This is a genomic window from Pseudomonas sp. Irchel 3F6, assembly GCF_900187595.1.
Classification (GTDB): Bacteria; Pseudomonadota; Gammaproteobacteria; order Pseudomonadales; family Pseudomonadaceae; genus Aquipseudomonas; species Aquipseudomonas siliginis.
Genome location: NZ_FYDP01000002.1, coordinates 226,703 through 243,738 on the forward strand (window position 1 = coordinate 226,703; position 17,036 = coordinate 243,738).

Consider the following 17,036-nt stretch of genomic DNA (forward strand, 5'->3'; position numbering starts at 1 on the left):
CGGAGCGGGTCGACCCAACTCCCGACATTAACAGCGCCTCGCTCGGTTGTCCGGCTTTTTTTGCGAATGAATATTTTTCTTTTTTCAGGGGTTGAAATGTTCGTCGCTCGGGCCGATTGTTGTAACCAGGAGGTCAGGAAATTCACTTCAAGGCCTCCAGCGAGCTAGCTGAAATAAGGGATGAACTATGCAAATCCAAGTCAACAGTGATAACCATATTCAAAGCAGTAAGCGACTGGAGGAGTGGGTACGTACAACTATTGAGAGCACGCTCGACCGTTATGAAGAAGACCTGACCCGTGTCGAAGTCCATCTGAGCGACGAGAACGGCGAGAAACCAGGTCCCCATGACTTGCGCTGCCAACTGGAAGCGCGGCCAAAAGGCCACCAACCGATTTCCGTGACCCATAAAGCCGATTCGCTGGAACAGGCGATCGACGGTGCTGCCGAGAAACTCGAGCACAAACTGGATCATCTGTTCGGCAAACTGCGAGGTAAACCACGCGCCGCTGTAGTGCCATTTACCGGCAAAGCCAACGACAAGCTGTTGGCGGAAGAATTTGACGAGAACGAACAGGCAGCGATCAACAGTTGATGCGCTGATTTCACAAGTAACCAAAGGAGAACGGGCCTGCTGATGCAGGCCCGTTTTTTGTTTGTGGTGTTGGTGATTGCTCGCAGGGTTTAAGACCGTAGCCCCTCACCCCAGCCCTCTCCCGAGGGAGAGGGAGCCGATCCCGGTTGTTTTCAAGTCCAGCGTTCGGCTCGATATTGCAGGCGAGCGTAAATCGTAAATACACCTCGGTCAGTCCCTCACCCTCTGGGAGAGGGGGCCGATCCCGGTTGTTTTCAAGTCCAGCGTTCGGCTCGATATTGCAGGCGAGCGTAAATCGTAAATACACCTCGGTCAGTCCCTCACCCTCCGGGAGAGGGGGCCGATTCCGGTTGTTTTCAAGTCCAGCGTTCGGCTCGATATTGCAGGCGAGCGCAAATCGTAAATACATCTCGGTCAGTCCCTCACCCTCTGGGAGAGGGGGCCGATTCCGGTTGTTTTCAGGTCCAGCGTTCGGCTCGATATTGCAGGCGAGCGTAAATCGTAAATACACCTCGGTCAGTCCCTCACCCTCTGGGAGAGGGGGCCGATTCCGGTTGTTTTCAAGTCCAGCGTTCGGCTCGATATTGCAGGCGAGCGTAAATCGTAAATACACCTCGGTCAGTTCCCTCTCCCTTTGGGAGAGGGTTAGGGTGAGGGGCTTTTGATCTTCGATGTGGTGGGGTCAGAACGCCACCGACGTCTGCACATAAACCGTCCGCGGCTCTCCCACGTACTTGCCCTTGTTGTTGTCATCGAACGAGCGTGTGAAGTACTGCGTGTTGAAGATGTTCTTCACGCCCACCGCCACATTCAAATCCGACAGTTGCGGTCCGAAGTCATACCCGGCGCGGCTGCTGAACAGCATGTAGCCAGGGATCTTGCCGGTGCTGCCATCGGCACTTTCCTTCGAGGTGTTGGCGTTGTCGGCAAACTGGTCGCTCTGGAAGCTGCTGTCCAGATTCAGCTTCCATGGCCCTTCGGTATAACCGACGCCAATCGTGCCTTTGTGCTTGGAGGAAAAAGGCACGCGATTGCCTTTGTTTGGCCCGTCTTCGCGAATGGTCGCATCGACATAGGCATAACTGGCGTAGACATCGAAACCGGCCAGCGCCGGACTCAAGTCATCGAGCGCGTAATTGACGCTGGTCTCGATGCCCTGATGGCGGGTTTCGCCGCGAGCGATCACCGAGTCGTTGGTCTGGTTGCTTTCGTACTGGTTGTCGAAGTTGATCAGGAACGTACCGATTTCAGCGCGCAGGGCACCGTTGTCATAGCGCGTGCCGAGTTCCCAGGTGCGGGCCTTTTCCGGTTTCACCTCGCCGCTGCTCACGCGATTGGGCATCTGGCTGTATTGCACGCTGCCGAACGAGCCTTCGGTGTTGGCATACAGATTCCAGCTGTCGGTGAGGTGATAGAGCACGTTCAGCGCCGGCAGCGCGGTGTTGTAGTCGCCCTTGTATTTGACGTTGGTCAGGTTGTTGGTCTGCTGCGACTCGATCATCTCGTAGCGCACGCCCGGGGTGATGGTCCATTTGCCGATGTCGATGCGGTCATCGACGAAGAACGCATTGGCTTCGGTACCACCGCGAGTGTCGCGGTCGTTGCGGCTGCTGGTGGTCGGGTATTCGTTGGCGCTGATCGGCGTGCGATAGCGCAGTTCGTGGCCGGCCTCATTGATGTAGCGGTAGCCGACGCCGACTTCGTGGCTGCTCGGACCGAGGTCGAAGCCTTGGGCGAAACGGGTTTCCAGACCACGCACCCAATACTCGCGAGGCGACAGCGAAAGAAACGTGCCCTGATCCAGATAACCGCTGCGCAGGGTTTTGGTGAAGAAGGTGTTGGCGGTGAACTCGCGGCGATCTTGCTGATAGCGATAGCCGAAGTTGAACATCGTGCGGCGCCCCCAGAACTGGTCTTTCGGTCGCGTCGACTGATACGGATCGGCATCGTAATCGGCGACATTGAGACCGCCGGGCATGTCGGCCTTGCCCTCGTAATACTGGGCCATGGCGTTGAAGCTGTTGGCGTCGTCGAGCTGGTACTTGCCCTTGAGGATCAGGTCGTCGATCTCGGTATCGCTGTGTTCACGCCAGTCACCACCACGGGTGCCGGAGTACAGCAAGGCGCCACCGAGGCCGTTGGCGTTGGTGCCGCCGGCCAGCAGATTGGCGCTGGTCTTGAAACCGTCGTGGCTCGACGATGGGCTGGTTTCAGTCTGCAAACCTCCCTTGACCGTTGGCTCGTCGGGAATCGCCCGGGTGACGAAGTTGACCACGCCGCCGACGTTCTGCGGGCCGTAACGTACCGCACCGCCGCCACGCACCACGTCCACGGCATCCATGTTGCCCATGCTGATCGGCGCGAACGAAAGCTGCGGCTGACCATACGGCGCGAACGGCACCGGGATGCCGTCCATCAATACTGTCGAGCGTGCGGCCAGGCGCGGATTCAAACCGCGAATGCCGAAGTTCAGTGCCATGTCGTGGCTGCCGGTGCCGTTGTTCTCCGGCGCATTCACACCGGGGATGCGGTTGAGCACGTCGCGGGCCTGGGTCGCGCCCTGGCGTTCGAACTCTTCGCGGCGGATCACATCACGCGCGCCGGGGTGTTCGAAGACATTGATCTGCGCCGCATCGCCGAGCCAGTCGCCGACTACGGTCGAGGTGCCCAGCTCCAGCGCCGCGTCAGCCAGCGGTTGCAGGCTGAAGGCGTTATTACCCTCGGCGCGGGCTTGCAGGCCGGTGCCTTCGAGCAAGGCATCGAGGCCTTGTTGCGCGGTGTAATTGCCTTCCAGACCACGGCTTTGCACGCCGCTGGTGACTTGCGAACCGAAGGAAATCAGCACGCCTGCTTCACGGCCAAACTGGTTCAGCGCGGTTTCCAGCGACGCCGGGGCGATGTGATAAACCTTGGCTTCGGCGCCCAGCGCAGCGGGCAGGGCGGTGAAACTCAGGCTAGCGCCGAGCAGAAGATTGCGCAGGCTGCGGGCCAGTGGCGTAAGGCGGGTGGGCTGCATGTGGATGATCCTGAGAAGGTGGAATCAAGGGGGCTTTCCTTCTCTGTCACGCCAGATCTGAAAAACGGCTCATTTATTTTTTCAGAATCAAAAGATCGCAGCCTTCGGCAGCTCCTACAGAAAAAATGCATTCCAAATGTAGGAGCCGCCGAAGGCTGCGATCTTTTGATCTTGCTTTCTAAACCCGAGCTTCGACGCTCACCCAATAACGGGTAAAGCGCTTCACTTGCACCGGCAGACTGATCTGCAGCAGGTCGAGAATCCGCTCGCTGTCATCCAGCGGATACGTCCCGGAAATCAGCAGATCGGCAACCTGACTGTCGCACCGCAGCTGCCCGCGCCGGTAGCGGCCAAGCTCTTCGAGGAAATCGCCGAGGCGCATATGGGCGGCGACCAGCATGCCGTCGCTCCAGGCGCCGCTGTTGGCGTCCAGCGGTTTGGGGGCGCTGACCGAGCTGGCAGTAAAACTCAACTGCCGCGCGATCGGCAGCAGCAGGGGCGCGCGCTGGCTGGCGATGAGTTCGACTCGTCCTTCAAACAGCGCGATATGCGTGTGATCAACAAACTGCCGCACATTGAGGCGCGCACCTTGGCTTTTCAGCACGCCGTGTGCCGTACGTATCTCGAACGGATTCGCAGCGCTCAACAGCATTTCGCCCTCGAGCAGACGAATCAACCGCTGCGCACCATCAACATCAACCGAGCTGGCGGTATTGAGCTGCAACGAATCGGCACCGCCCAAGGCAATCTTGCGTCGCTGGCCGACCGGCGTGCGGTAATCGGCGAGCAGCGACGGCAACGGAGTGTGCTCGCGCATGCCCCAGGTCGCCGCTGAGCCTGCACCGAGAATCAGCAGCATTTTCAGCGCCTGACGACGGCTGCCAGACTTCGGTCCGTTCAACGCGGCGTGGGCCAACGGCGACGACACGCCGCGCAAGCGCTGGTTGACCCGTTGCATGTGTTCCCACGCCCGGCGGTGTTCGCTATGCGCATCCAGCCATTGTTGCCAGGCCTGTTGCTGGCGCGAGGTCAGCGTGCCCTGCTGCATTTCCAGCAGCCAGTGCACCGCCTGTTCGGCGACTTGCGCGGAGAAATCCGGCGCGCGATTCACAGGGCGAAATAGCAGCGCATGGCCGCTTTGTTCAGATGGCGTTTGACCGTGGCCACCGAGATTCCCAGTTCTGCGGCGATCTGTGGATAAGTCATACCATCGACCTGAGCGAGCAGGAAGGCGCGTTTGACCTGGCGCGGCAAACCGTCGAGCAGCTCATCGAGTTCGACCAGCGTCTGCAGGATGATCGCTTTGTGCTCTTCCGACGGCGCGACCATTTCCGGCATCTGCGCCAGTGTCTCGAGGTAGGCGCGTTCCAGATCCTGCCGCCGGTAATGGTTGAACAGTACGCGCTTGGCCAGCGTAGTGAGAAAGGCGCGCGGTTCGATGATCACCGGTGGCTCGCGGGCGGTGAGCACCTTGATGAACGTGTCCTGGGCCAGATCCGCTGCGCTGTCCGGGCAGCCGAGCTTGCGCCGCAACCAGCCGGTGAGCCAGCTGTGATGAGCGTGGTAGAGCGATTCGACGGGATGGGCGGGCGGCAACGAAATGACTCCGGACGCAAAACTTGCGTAGAGAACGTGCATTAGAGAACAAGAACGGTTCGCATTGTAGAGGCTGGCGACAGTGTCCGGCAATCAGATGCTTTTGCGTATGAGAATATTTATCATTAATATTGCTCGCCTGTAGATTCGGCTTGTCGGCCGGACGTTTTTCGTTTCAGGGTCGAAACATGAAAGGCAAACACGCCACCCTTCCCATGTCCTATCGTCTGGCCGTCACTTCGCGAGTGCTGGCGGCGGTTTTCGGCGGCTATCTGGTCGCGGCGCTGGCCAGTGTCACCCTGACGTTGTGGCTGCCGCTGAACCGCGCCGAAGCGGTGGTCACTGGCATGACCGTGTCCTTTCTGGTCTATCTGGTTGCCGTGCTCTGGTGTTTTGCCTGCCGCAGCGCGTGGTCGGCGTGGGTCGGCCTGTTGGTGCCGAGCGTGATTCTCGCCACCGTTTCCGGTGCCGCGCGCGGTCTGGGGCTGGCATGAAGGAAGGGTTCCGGCAGGCGATGGCCTGGCTGCACACCTGGGCCGGGCTGGTGTTCGGCTGGTTGCTGTTCGCGATTTTCCTCACGGGAACGCTGGCTTACTTCAAAGACGAAATCAGCCACTGGATGCAGCCGGAAATCGCTGCGCATTCGCTTGATAGCGAAGCGAGCCTGGCGCTGGCGCAAGATTATCTACAACAACACGCCGCCGGTGCCTCGCGCTGGCTGATCGATCTGCCCGATGCCCGCGACCCCGGTCTGACCGTGCGCTGGCAGCAGGCGCCGGGCAAACCCGGCGAGCGCGGCCGCTTCGAATCCCGAACCCTCGATGCTCAAACCGGGGCCGAGGTACAGGGCCGCGAAAGCATGGGCGGCGAGTTCTTTTACCGTTTCCACTTCCAGTTGCAGATGCCTTATCCGTGGGGGCGCTGGCTGGCGACTCTCGCTGCGATGGTGATGTTCGTCGCGTTGATCAGCGGCATCATCACCCACAAGAAAATCTTCAAGGACTTCTTCACCTTCCGCCCGCGCAAGGGCCAGCGTTCCTGGCTCGACGGGCATAACGCCGTGGGTGTGCTGGTGCTGCCGTTTCACTTGATGATCACTTACAGCAGCCTGGTGATTTTCATGTCGATGGTGATGCCGGCGAGCATCGTCGCCTCTTACGGCAGCGACGTGCGCAAGTTCTACGACGAAGTCTTTCCCGCCTCGAAGACGCCCGAGCGCGCCGATATCGCCGCGCCGCTGACCGCCATGGCGCCGCTACTGGCCAAGGCCAGCGAGCAGTGGTCGGGCGGCCATACCGCGCGCCTGTCGGTAAGCAACCCGGGCGATGCCAGCGCCACGGTGGTGCTGTCCCGCGCGGGCGATCGGGTGGTGCATGATTTCGGCCGGGCGGTGACGTTCAATGGCGTCACCGGGCAGCTTCTGAGCAGCACCCCTGATCAACCCATGGCGATGGTGGTGGGTGGCGCGTTCTACGGTTTGCACATGGGCCATTTCGCCGGGCCGCTGTTGCGCTGGCTGTATTTCATTTGCGGGCTGGCCGGCACGGCAATGATCGGCACCGGGCTGGTGATCTGGCTCGGCAAGCGGCAGCTCAAACACATGAAAAGCGCGGCGCTGCCGTTCGAACTGCGCTTGGTCGAGGTGCTGAATATCGCCAGCATGGCCGGCCTGGTGTCGGCGGTGGCGGTGTTCTTTTTGGCCAATCGACTGCTGCCGGTGAGTCTGGCGGGGCGGGCCGATTGGGAAGTAAATGCGTTTTTTATTGCGTGGGGGCTTAGCCTGTTGCACGCGGTGTTGCGTCCGGGACGCAAGGCCTGGATCGAACAGCTGACGCTCGGCGCTGCGCTGTTTATCGCGGTGCCGCTGATCAATGCGCTGACCACACCGTGGAATCTTGGCGCGACCCTGATGCAGCGCGACTGGGCACTGGCCGGATTTGATCTGACTTGTCTGGCGACGGGGCTTTTCCTCGGCTGGGCTGCGCGCAAGATGCAGCGTACGGGCGACCGCGTCAGCGTTCGCAAAGCAAGTTCTTCGCCTCGCTCGATCACTGTCGAACAGGGTGCCAACTGATGCTGCTGGCCCTGTTGCTTACTTACGCCGGCTTCACCGCGTTGTGCCTGTCGATGCCACGCCATCATGCCGAATTGCTCGGCGCCAAACCGTCGACGCGCCGCCGTCAGGGTCTGGCGGTGGCGGGATGGCTGTTGCTGGCGCTTTCGCTGTGGGCGGCGGTGGCGGCCAATGGCTGGAGTTTCGGTCTGGTCGACTGGTTCGCGGTGCTGATGCTCAGTGCTTTGGCATTGGTGCTGTTGCTGCCGTATCGCCCGCGTCAGGCCATGGCACTGGCCGGGTTGAGCCTGCTGGCGAGCCCGGTCGCCGCCTGGGCGCAGTGCTGAAGTGCTGATCGGTCTGCCGCCAGAATCGCGTGACGATGAAGCGCGTGGCGCGCGTGCGCATTTTCTTCAGGTGTTTCTGTCCCAGCGTGCGCAAATGGAGGCGCTGGTGAACCGCCGCGTCGGTTGTCGGGCGACGGCGGCGGATCTGGTCCAGGATCTGTTTTTGCGCTTCTGGCGTCGGCCGCTGGTCCAGGTCGAAGAACTCAGCACCTATCTGCTGCGCTGCGCCGGCAACATCGCCATCGATCATTTGCGCAGCGAAGGCACGCGCACGCGGGTCAACGAAGGCTGGCAGCCGGACGAACCCGACAGCCACGGCAGTGAGCCTCAGGCCGCGCTGGAAGCGGGCAACGATCTGCGCCATGTCGAAGCCGCGTTGCGCGCCTTGCCCGAGCGTACCCGGCAGATCTTTCTGCTCAATCGCATTCACGGGCGCAAGTACGCCGACATCGCCAAGGCCATGGGCCTGTCCCAAAGTGCCGTGGAAAAACATATGATGCGCGCCCTCGAGGCCTGCAAGGCCAGCCTGCGCGACCCCGCGCCACGCCTGCCAGGGAAAGCACCGTGAAGCCATCCGATCCGATCACACCGACGCCGGCCCAGGAGCAGGCCGCGCTGGCCTGGCTGAGCCTGTTGCACGACCGCCCGAGCACTGGCGATCAACTGACCTTCAGCCAATGGCTGCGCGCCGATCCGGCCCATGCCGAAGCGTATGCGCAGGCGCAGGTGATCTGGGAACTCAGCGAAAGCCCCGCGCGCACGCTGGCCGATGAAGATGCGTTCGCGCTGCAAGGTTATCTGCAGGCGATGGACGCCCCGCGTCGTTCCCCGATGTTGCGTTGGTCTGGAGCGCTGGCGCTGGCCGCGTGTCTGCTGCTGATGGTCAGCCTCGGCACCGGGTGGCAGGCGCAGCGCTGGCTCGACGATCTGCGCGCTGATCATGTCTCGGCACCGGGGGAAATTCGCACGGTGACACTGGCCGATCAGTCGCAAGTGACACTGGATGCCGACAGTGCGATTGCTGTGGATTTCAGCCACGGTCAGCGCCGCGTGCAGTTGATTCGCGGCGCTGCTTTCTTCAGCGTCACTCACACTGGCGATCCGTTTGTGGTGGCGGCGGAGCAGGGCGAGGCGCGGGTGCTGGGCACCCAGTTCGAAGTACGCCGGCAACCTCATGGCGCGCAAGTGACGGTATTGTCCGGACGTGTCGCGGTGACGGCGGATGAGCACGGTCAACAACAGATTCTGACTGCTGGTCAGCAAGTTGCTTATGCCGACGGCACTGCGGAAAAACTGCATCCCGTGGACAGTGAAGCGCAACTGGCCTGGCGTCAGGGTTGGCTGACCTACTACAAGACCACGCTGGCCGATGTCGTCGAGGATCTGCGCCGCTATTACCCGGGGCGGATTGTGCTGCTCAACGATGAGCTGGCGGCGCGCAAGGTCAGCGGCAGTTTCCCGAGCAAGGATCCGCAGGCGGTGCTCAATTCGCTGCAAGGGGTACTGGGATTTGAGCAGCATCGGGTGATGGGACAGTTGATTATTTTGCGCTGAGGCTGCCGGCCTCTTCGCGAGCAGGCTCGCTCCCACAGGGTACGCATTTCAAAGGTGGGAGCGAGCCTGCTCGCGAAGGCGTCAGCCCAGGCAACAAATCCCCCGCAAAATATTTTCAAATTAAAGGTGAGGTAACCCCGAGCCCCATCCGTGTAGTGACTGAAACTGCGAGCCATTCGCATCCGTTGCGGTTCTACACAGGTCATTGAGCAATGAAGTCCAGGGCAAAATCCGGTTCGGTCAAACAGTGGTTAAGCGTGTCGGCGTTGAGTTTTTCCGCTTTGGCATTGCTGCCGATGAGTATCGCCCTGGCGGCAGAAGCGGTGAGCAATCAGGCGCAACAGCAATTCAATTTTGCTCTCGCCGCGAAACCGTTGCCGCAAGCCCTGAGCGACTTCAGCCGCGTGACCGGGCAAAGCGTGGTCTACACCGATGAAGCGCCGTACGGCCTCAATGCTCCGGCAGTCAACGGCCAGATGAGCGCCGAACAGGCTCTGCAACGCCTGCTCGGCAATTCCGGCCTGAGCTTTCGCCGCACCGACAGTCATACCCTGGCGCTGGAGCCGTTGCCGACCGAAGGGGCGCTCAATCTCGGCGCCACCACCATCACGTCCACGCGCGACGAATCGATGAGCTATCAGCCGCCGGAAACCAGTTCGGTGATGCGCTCATCGGCGTCGCTGCAAGAAATTCCACAGACGGTCAATGTCATCCCGGCGCAGGTCATTCGCGATCAGGCGCCGCGCAATCTCGATGACGCGCTGGCCAATGTCAGCGGCATCACCCAGGGCAACACCTTGGGCAGTACCCAGGACTCGGTGATGACTCGCGGTTTCGGCGACAACCGCAACGGCTCGATCATGCGCGACGGCATGCCGCTGGTGCAGGGCCGTGGCATGAACGCGACCGTGGATCGCGTCGAGGTGCTCAAAGGCCCGGCCTCGTTGCTCTACGGGATTCAGGATCCGGGTGGCGTGGTCAATCTGGTCAGCAAGAAGCCGGAACTGACCCAGTACAACGCCGTGACCATGCGCGGTTCGAGCTACGGTGACGGCAAGAACGGTAGCGGTGGCGCCTTCGACAGCACCGGTGCGCTGGGCGATTCCGGCTTCGCCTATCGCATGGTCGTCGATCACGAAGACGAAGATTACTGGCGCAACTTCGGCACCCACCGCGAGACGCTGATCGCACCGTCGCTGGCCTGGTACGGCGAGCGCACCAAGCTGTTGTTCGCCTACGAGCACCGCGAGTTTCTCACCCCCTTCGACCGTGGCACGCTGATCGATCCGCGCACCAACCATCCGCTGGATATCTCGCGCAAGCAGCGTCTCGACGAGCCGTTCAACGACATGGAAGGGCGCTCGGACCTCTACCATTTCGAAGCCGACCACGAACTCAACGACGACTGGAAAGCCCACTTCGGCTACAGCTGGAACCGCGAAACCTACGACGCCAGCCAAGTGCGCGTGACGGCGATCGACACCAACAAAGGCACACTGACGCGGAGCATGGACGGCACGCAAAACGCGATCAGCACCGATCGTTTCACCACCGCCAGCCTCGAAGGCAAAGTGAATGTGCTGGGCATGCAGCATGATCTGGTGTTCGGCGTCGATGACGAGTACCGCAAGATCTACCGCGAAGATCTGATCCGGCAGAAAAGCCTGACCACCTTCAGCTATCTCAACCCGGTGTATGGTCGCGAAGTGATGGGCACTACGGTGAGTGCGCCCGACAGTGCGCAGACCGATAAGCTGCGCAGCGATTCGCTGTTCCTGCAGGATTCGATTCACCTCAACGAGCAGTGGATTCTGGTCGCCGGCGGACGTTTTCAGGAGTACGACCAGTACGCCGGCAAAGGCGTGCCGTTCAAGGCCAATACCGACAGCAATGGCCAGAAGTGGGTACCGCGCGCCGGTCTTGTGTATCGCTACACCGACGCCTTATCGTTCTACGGCAGTTACACTGAATCGTTCAAACCCAACTCGACCATCGCCCCGCTGAGCGGCAGCAGTACCGTGCTCGACGGCAGCATCGCGCCGGAAGAAGCCAAGTCGTGGGAGCTGGGTGCGCGACTGGATATGCCGGGCAGCATCACCGGCAATATCGCGTTGTTCGACATCAAGAAACGCAACGTACTGGTGGCCAACTCCGAAGGTCCGACGACGATCTACAGCGCCGCTGGCGAGGTGCGTTCCCGTGGGTTGGAAGTCGACCTGAGTGGGCAACTCAGCGAGCACTGGAACCTCATCGGCAGCTATGCCTACACCGATGCCGAAGTCACCGAAGACCCGGAATACAAAGGCAAGCGCCTGCAAAACGTAGCGAAGAATTCCGGCTCGCTGTCGGCGGTGTATGACTTCGGCAATGTGTTTGGCGGCGATCAGTTGCGTGTCGGGGCGGGCGCGCGGTACGTCGGCGAGCGTGCCGGCAACGCGGTGAATGATTTTGACCTGCCGAGCTATACCGTGGCGGATGCGTTTGCCACTTACGACACCACGGTTGAGGGGCAGAAGGTCAAGTTTCAGTTGAACGTGAAGAACCTGTTTGATCGCACTTATTACACCTCGTCGGCGAGCCGCTTCTTTGTGTCGATGGGGGATTCGCGGCAGGTTTCGCTTTCCAGCACGCTGGAGTTTTGAGGCAAGATCAAAAGCCCCTCACCCTAGCCCTCTCCCGGAGGGAGAGGGGACTGACCGTGGGATATTCCAGAGGTACACCGACTTGAACGTGTTGCTTTGAATCCATAATCGATTCGGTGTTTCAGGTCGACGTACAGTGCAAGACAACGCGGTCGGCCCCCTCTCCCTCTGGGAGAGGGGGCTGACCGTGGGATATTCCAGAGGTACACCGACTTGAACGTGTTGCTTTGAATCCATAATCGATTCGGTGTTTCAGGTCGACGTACAGTGCAAGACAACTCGGTCAGCCCCCTCTCCCGGAGGGAGAGGGGACTGACCGTGGGATATTCCAGAGGTACACCGACTTGAATGTGTTGCTTTGAATCCATAATCGATTCGGTGTTTCAGGTCGACGTACAGTGCAAGACAACTCGGTCGGCCCCCTCTCCCTCTGGGAGAGGGCTGGGGTGAGGGGAAAAGGGCTCAACGCAAAAACGCCTGCCGATACTCGCCCGGCGTCCCACCCAAAACCTGCCTGAACCGATTGGTAAAATGGCTCGCACTGGCAAACCCGCACGCCAGTGCAATCTCGCCCAAGGGCAGCGCCGTGCCGCGCAACAATTCCCGCGCCCGGCTCAAGCGCCGCGCCAGCACATATTGATGCGGCGGCAGGCCGAAGCTCAGGCGAAACATCCGCGCAAAGTGATATTCCGACAGTGCACACAGCCCGGCCAGTTGCCCGAGGCTGATCGGCTCGGCCAACTGGTTGTCGATGAACTCCACCAGTTGTCGGCGCTGATGCGGTGCCAGCCCGCCCTTCAAGCGCAAGCCGTGTCGCGCACCGACCTGGCTGAGCAAGGTGTGGCTGATCAATTCATGGGCGAGGCTGCTGGTCAGCAAGCGCTCGGCCGGCTCTTGCCAGTTCAGGTTCAGCAATTGCCGAAAGCGCTGCGCCTGCTGCGGATCTTCGAGAAAGGTCTGCTCGCGTAATTGCATCTCGCGCGGTTCGCGATCGAGCAAAGTGACGCAACCGAGGGCGAATTGTTCGGCGCTGAAATACAGGTGCGCCAAGCGGATGTCGCCATTGATCACCCAGCCCGATTCGTGATCGGCCGGCAGGATGCACAGCTTGTCCGGCCCGCCTTTGCGGCCCGGCTGGCCACGACGGAATGTGCCGGTGCCGCCGGCGACGTAGCAGGACAGCGTGTGATGACTTGGCGCTTCGTATTCCTGGGCATCGTGGTGGTTGGTCCACAAAGCCGCAGACATGCCGTCACCGAGCTCGGCGCTGTGCACAAGGCGTGCATTCGGCGAGCGGTTGAGGGCTTGAAAGACTTGCAGGGTATCGATAGCGGCCATGTTCTGTTCTCTCCAACGCTTTGCATCCTACTCCGTAGACGCCGCCCTGCCAGCCTGCCGCCAGACAAAAGCGCAAGATTTTGCAAGCGTCGAAGGCTGCCCGAGGCAGACACTCAAGGCCTGTTTAAGGAGTGTTGGCCATGAACCTGTCGTTGTACTTGCTGACCGTACTGATCTGGGGCACCACCTGGATTGCCTTGAAATGGCAATTGGGCGTGGTCGAAATTCCGGTGTCGATTGTCTATCGCTTCGGCCTGGCTGCGCTGGTGTTGTTTGCCCTCTTGCTGCTCAGCCGGCGTCTGCAACCGATGAACCGCCGTGGGCATTTGATTTGTGTGGCTCAAGGGCTCTGTCTGTTCTGTGTGAACTTCATGTGCTTTCTGACGGCCAGCCAGTGGATACCCAGTGGTCTGGTGGCGGTGGTGTTTTCTACGGCAACGTTGTGGAACGCGCTGAATGCGCGGGTGTTCTTCGGCCAGCGCATTGCCCGCAATGTGTTGATGGGCGGTGCGCTGGGGCTGTTCGGTCTGGGGCTGTTGTTCTGGCCGGAACTGGCCGGGCATCAGGCCAGTCCGCAAACCCTGCTGGGGCTGGGTCTGGCGTTGTGTGGCACCTTGTGTTTTTCAGCGGGGAATATGCTTTCGAGCCTGCAACAGAAGGCCGGCCTCAGACCGCTGACCACCAACGCCTGGGGCATGGCCTACGGCGCGGCGATGCTGACGGTGTGGTGTCTGTTCAACGGCATACCCTTCACCATGGACTGGTCGCCGCGATATGTCGGTGCGCTGTTGTATCTGGTGATCCCCGGCTCGGTGATCGGCTTCACCGCGTACCTGACGCTGGTCGGGCGCATGGGCCCGGAGCGGGCGGCTTACTGCACGGTGCTGTTCCCGGTGGTGGCCCTGAACGTGTCGGCGTTTGCCGAAGGTTATCAATGGACCGCACCGGCGCTGGTCGGGCTGGTGTTGGTGATGTTGGGCAACGTGCTGGTGTTTCGTAAACCGAAAGTGCTGTTGTCTGCAGGTCAAGGGAAGTTGGCTTGATAAAGCGAGCGCTGATACTCAGCGCTCAACTTTCAAAGTGATGTAGATCATTACCGGGAAGATGAAGTCGACAATATGTCGCGCCCAGTCCTTGGCATTCCAGGATTGCGAAGTGTCCATGTCGAACCACTCGACGCCGACCGTTTGCAGGCATACGTAGTAGATGAAGATGGCGACCAATATGCCCATGATTGAAAACTTCTTGGCTTCATGAAATGCCGCTGGCGATGCATCGATGTAGCGATACAACTGGTAAGTACCGATCAGGCAAAGCACGGTATAGGTGACTTCCATGGTGATGATGAACCAGTAGATCCGGTGATGGATCATCGGCGAATCAATGGCCCGATACATGATGTTTTCGCTGGCGTTGGTGGTGTCCATGCTCAGGATATGTGCAACGTAAGTGTAGTTGGACTCATAGTCAGTGAAGTTATGGATCATCACCAGCAGGCCAAAGAAACTTATATAAGCCATCAAGATGACTTTGCTGTAACGAATGAGTTTGTCGGTGGTCAGGGTGTTCACGAGGCTGGCTCTCCATGGCAATTAATCAATAAGTTGATAAGTTGCGAGAGCTTATATTGCTGTTACTTGGTCTGGCGTTTTTGTTCGGTTGCAAGTTATGTAAGGTGAAGGCCGGCGCAATGTTGCGCCGGCCCTTTTTTTCAGCCGCGCCAGACTTGCGGGTTGACCAGATCCTGCGGCCGTTCGCCGAGCAGGGCGCTGCGCAGGTTGGCCAGGGCGCGGTTGGCCATGGCTTCGCGGGTCTCGGTGGTGGCCGAGCCGATGTGCGGCAGGGTCACGGCGTTTTTCAACTGGAACAGCGGCGATTCGGCCAGCGGTTCTTTTTCGTAGACGTCCAGCCCGGCGCCGCGGATGCGGTTGTTTTGCAGGGCTTCGATCAGTGCCGGTTCGTCGACCACCGGGCCGCGCGAGATGTTGACCAGAATAGCGCTCGGCTTCATCAGCGCCAGTTCGCGATGGCTGATCAGGTGGCGGGTCTTGTCGCTCAACGGCACTACCAGGCAGACAAAATCGGCTTCGGCCAGCAGTTCATCCAAGCTGCGGAACTGCGCGCCGAGCTCCTGTTCCAGTTCGGTCTTGCGGCTGTTGCCGCTGTAGATGATCGGCATGTTGAAGCCGAAGCGCCCGCGCCGGGCGACAGCGGCGCCGATGTTGCCCATGCCGACGATGCCGAGGGTCTTGCCGTGCACATCACTACCAAACAGCGGGGCGCCGACGCTGGCCTGCCATTGCCCGGCCTTGGTCCAGGCGTCGAGTTCGGCGACGCGGCGGGCGCTGCTCATGATCAGGGCGAAGGCGAGGTCGGCGGTGCTTTCGGTGAGCACGTCGGGGGTGTTGGTGAGCATGATCCCGCGTTCGTTGAAGTAGTCGAGGTCGTAGTTGTCGTAGCCGACCGAGACGCTCGAGACCACTTCGAGTTTTGTTGCGCTTTGCAGTTGTGCGCGGCCGAGTTTGCGGCCGACGCCGATGAGGCCGTGGGCGTGGGGCAGGGCTTCGTTGAACTGGGCGTTGATGTCACCGGTCTTGGGGTTGGGGACGATGACGTCGAATTCTTCTTGCAGGCGTTCGATCATGGGCGGGGTGATGCGGCTGAAGGCCAGGACTGTTTTTTTCATTGGGCTTGGGCTCGTCGGGGCTTGATTGCAAGCACGCTAACATTTTCTCGCTCGGGTTGTCTTGGCGGCCTCTGGGCCGGCCATGCCTTGGGTTTGTCTGGTGTGAATATCCGAAGGTTTCGGGGCGGCGGCTGGCGGTTTCGCCTGACGGCGACTTACTTTTTTACAAGCGCCTAAAAAAGTAAGCAAAAAACGCTAGCTCCTGCGTTCGGCCCTCGCAGGCTCGGGTTCCTTCGCTGCGGGATCGATCCGGGCGCAGCGGCTCCGGTTTGCTTCGCTGCACCTACACTCGCTGTGTACGACTGCGTCGTACGGTCGCTGCGCTCCCACGCCCGGATCAATCCCTCCACTCAGCCTTCCGACGTCGCCGGTGGATCAAGATCAAAAGCAGTACTCGAGCTTGCGCTCATTGTTGAGTGGGGCGGCTGCGCCGCGGGCAGCTGCGCTGCTTTGCCTTTGCTTTTGTGGGAGTGAGCCTGCTCGCGATGGCGGCCTGACAGCCGACCTGTTTCTCGCTGATGTACTCGATTCAAACTGTGGGAGCTGGCTTGCCAGCGAAGGCGGCCTGACAGCCGACTCATATCTCGCTGATGTACACGATCCAGAATTGTGGGAGCGAGCCTGCTCGCGAAGGCGTCTCCACTGCCAACCCATCTCTGCCAGATTCACCCCGTCCCTGTGGGAGCTGGCTTGCCAGCGAAGGCGGCCTGACCGCCGACTCATATCTCGCTGATGTACACGATCCAGAATGTGGGAGCGAGCCTGCTCGCGAAGGCGTCTCCACTGCCAACCCATCTCTGCCAGATTCACCCCGTCCCTGTGGGAGCTGGCTTGCCAGCGAAGGCGGCCTGACAGCCGACTCATATCTCGCTGATGTACACGATCCAGAATTGTGGGAGCGAGCCTGCTCGCGAAGGCGTCTCCACTGCCAACCCATCTCTGCCAGATTCACCCCGTCCCTGTGGGAGCTGGCTTGCCAGCGAAGGCGGCCTGACAGCCAACTCCTATCTTGCTGATGTACACGATCCAGAATTGTGGGAGCGAGCCTGCTCGCGAAGGCGTCTCCACTGTCAACCCATCTCTGCCAGATTCACCCCGTCCCTGTGGGAGCTGGCTTGCCAGCGAAGGCGGCCTGACAGCCGACTCATATCTCGCTGATGTACACGATTCAAACTGAGGGAGCGAGCCTGCTCGCGAAAGCGGTTTATC

14 protein-coding genes are annotated in these 17,036 nt (G+C 60.5%); 8 read left to right on the top strand and 6 right to left on the bottom strand.

Translation table 11 applies throughout. The features are described 5' to 3' along the window. The first annotated feature begins 187 nt into the window (after positions 1–187). Positions 188–595, top strand: coding sequence for an HPF/RaiA family ribosome-associated protein (locus tag CKW30_RS07075; protein WP_016771629.1), 408 nt, complete (start codon positions 188–190; stop codon positions 593–595). Between the two features lie 682 nt (positions 596–1,277). Here CKW30_RS07075 and fecA read toward each other — a convergent pair. The 3 genes from fecA to CKW30_RS07090 all read right to left on the bottom strand — a co-directional run bounded on the left by fecA (position 1,278) and on the right by CKW30_RS07090 (position 5,249). Then, positions 1,278–3,611 (bottom strand): TonB-dependent Fe(3+) dicitrate receptor FecA, encoded by a 2,334-nt coding sequence (gene fecA / locus CKW30_RS07080; RefSeq protein WP_095180403.1) that lies wholly within the window; start codon positions 3,609–3,611, stop codon positions 1,278–1,280. A gap of 178 nt (positions 3,612–3,789) precedes the next feature. After that, complete coding sequence (locus CKW30_RS07085; protein ID WP_095180404.1) at positions 3,790–4,722, bottom strand: DUF4880 domain-containing protein; 933 nt, start codon at positions 4,720–4,722, stop codon at positions 3,790–3,792. Beyond that, positions 4,719–5,249: a sigma-70 family RNA polymerase sigma factor gene (locus CKW30_RS07090; RefSeq protein ID WP_095180405.1), complete on the bottom strand. Its 531-nt coding sequence runs from the start codon at positions 5,247–5,249 to the stop codon at positions 4,719–4,721. The genes CKW30_RS07085 and CKW30_RS07090 overlap by 4 nt, the downstream gene beginning before the upstream one ends. A gap of 146 nt (positions 5,250–5,395) precedes the next feature. Here CKW30_RS07090 and CKW30_RS07095 point away from each other — a divergent pair, with 146 nt between their 5' ends. The 6 genes from CKW30_RS07095 (at position 5,396) to CKW30_RS07120 (ending at position 11,803) form a co-directional block, all read left to right on the top strand. After that, positions 5,396–5,701, top strand: coding sequence for a DUF3649 domain-containing protein (locus CKW30_RS07095; protein WP_095180406.1), 306 nt, complete (start codon positions 5,396–5,398; stop codon positions 5,699–5,701). Next, on the top strand, positions 5,698–7,281 hold the full coding sequence (locus tag CKW30_RS07100; protein ID WP_095180407.1) for a PepSY domain-containing protein: 1,584 nt from the start codon (positions 5,698–5,700) through the stop codon (positions 7,279–7,281). The genes CKW30_RS07095 and CKW30_RS07100 overlap by 4 nt, the downstream gene beginning before the upstream one ends. Continuing rightward, complete coding sequence (locus tag CKW30_RS07105; RefSeq protein ID WP_095180408.1) at positions 7,281–7,607, top strand: DUF3325 domain-containing protein; 327 nt, start codon at positions 7,281–7,283, stop codon at positions 7,605–7,607. The genes CKW30_RS07100 and CKW30_RS07105 overlap by 1 nt, the downstream gene beginning before the upstream one ends. 1 nt (position 7,608) lies before the next feature. After that, positions 7,609–8,175, top strand: a complete 567-nt coding sequence (locus CKW30_RS07110; RefSeq protein WP_071174434.1) for an RNA polymerase sigma factor — start codon at positions 7,609–7,611, stop codon at positions 8,173–8,175. Further along, positions 8,172–9,161: a FecR family protein gene (locus CKW30_RS07115; protein WP_095180409.1), complete on the top strand. Its 990-nt coding sequence runs from the start codon at positions 8,172–8,174 to the stop codon at positions 9,159–9,161. The genes CKW30_RS07110 and CKW30_RS07115 overlap by 4 nt, the downstream gene beginning before the upstream one ends. Before the next feature lie 212 nt (positions 9,162–9,373). After that, positions 9,374–11,803 carry a TonB-dependent receptor gene (locus CKW30_RS07120; RefSeq protein WP_095180410.1) on the top strand — a complete coding sequence of 810 codons (2,430 nt, stop codon included), beginning with the start codon at positions 9,374–9,376 and terminating at the stop codon, positions 11,801–11,803. A gap of 462 nt (positions 11,804–12,265) precedes the next feature. On the opposite strand, the gene CKW30_RS07125 is transcribed toward CKW30_RS07120, so the two are convergent. Continuing rightward, positions 12,266–13,141, bottom strand: a complete 876-nt coding sequence (locus CKW30_RS07125) for a helix-turn-helix domain-containing protein (RefSeq protein ID WP_056783023.1) — start codon at positions 13,139–13,141, stop codon at positions 12,266–12,268. 140 nt (positions 13,142–13,281) lie between these two features. On the opposite strand from CKW30_RS07125, the gene CKW30_RS07130 reads away from it, so the two are divergent. Beyond that, the gene (locus CKW30_RS07130) at positions 13,282–14,184 is read left to right on the top strand and encodes a DMT family transporter (protein ID WP_056783026.1); all 903 of its coding nucleotides are present in this window, start codon (positions 13,282–13,284) and stop codon (positions 14,182–14,184) included. Positions 14,185–14,202: 18 nt separating this feature from the next. Here the strand turns inward: CKW30_RS07130 and CKW30_RS07135 are convergent, their stop codons facing one another. After that, positions 14,203–14,712, bottom strand: a complete 510-nt coding sequence (locus tag CKW30_RS07135; RefSeq protein WP_073473697.1) for a DUF2165 domain-containing protein — start codon at positions 14,710–14,712, stop codon at positions 14,203–14,205. A gap of 140 nt (positions 14,713–14,852) precedes the next feature. Then, complete coding sequence (locus CKW30_RS07140; protein ID WP_095180411.1) at positions 14,853–15,827, bottom strand: D-glycerate dehydrogenase; 975 nt, start codon at positions 15,825–15,827, stop codon at positions 14,853–14,855. Positions 15,828–17,036 lie beyond the last annotated feature (1,209 nt).

Coding starts and splice junctions, on each gene's coding strand:
- CKW30_RS07075 (WP_016771629.1), top strand. CDS start 188: ATGCAAATCCAAGTCAACAGTGATAACCATATTCAAAGCAGTAAGCGA.
- fecA (WP_095180403.1), bottom strand. CDS start 3,611: ATGCAGCCCACCCGCCTTACGCCACTGGCCCGCAGCCTGCGCAATCTT.
- CKW30_RS07090 (WP_095180405.1), bottom strand. CDS start 5,249: ATGCACGTTCTCTACGCAAGTTTTGCGTCCGGAGTCATTTCGTTGCCG.
- CKW30_RS07095 (WP_095180406.1), top strand. CDS start 5,396: ATGAAAGGCAAACACGCCACCCTTCCCATGTCCTATCGTCTGGCCGTC.
- CKW30_RS07100 (WP_095180407.1), top strand. CDS start 5,698: ATGAAGGAAGGGTTCCGGCAGGCGATGGCCTGGCTGCACACCTGGGCC.
- CKW30_RS07105 (WP_095180408.1), top strand. CDS start 7,281: ATGCTGCTGGCCCTGTTGCTTACTTACGCCGGCTTCACCGCGTTGTGC.
- CKW30_RS07120 (WP_095180410.1), top strand. CDS start 9,374: ATGAAGTCCAGGGCAAAATCCGGTTCGGTCAAACAGTGGTTAAGCGTG.
- CKW30_RS07125 (WP_056783023.1), bottom strand. CDS start 13,141: ATGGCCGCTATCGATACCCTGCAAGTCTTTCAAGCCCTCAACCGCTCG.
- CKW30_RS07130 (WP_056783026.1), top strand. CDS start 13,282: ATGAACCTGTCGTTGTACTTGCTGACCGTACTGATCTGGGGCACCACC.
- CKW30_RS07140 (WP_095180411.1), bottom strand. CDS start 15,827: ATGAAAAAAACAGTCCTGGCCTTCAGCCGCATCACCCCGCCCATGATC.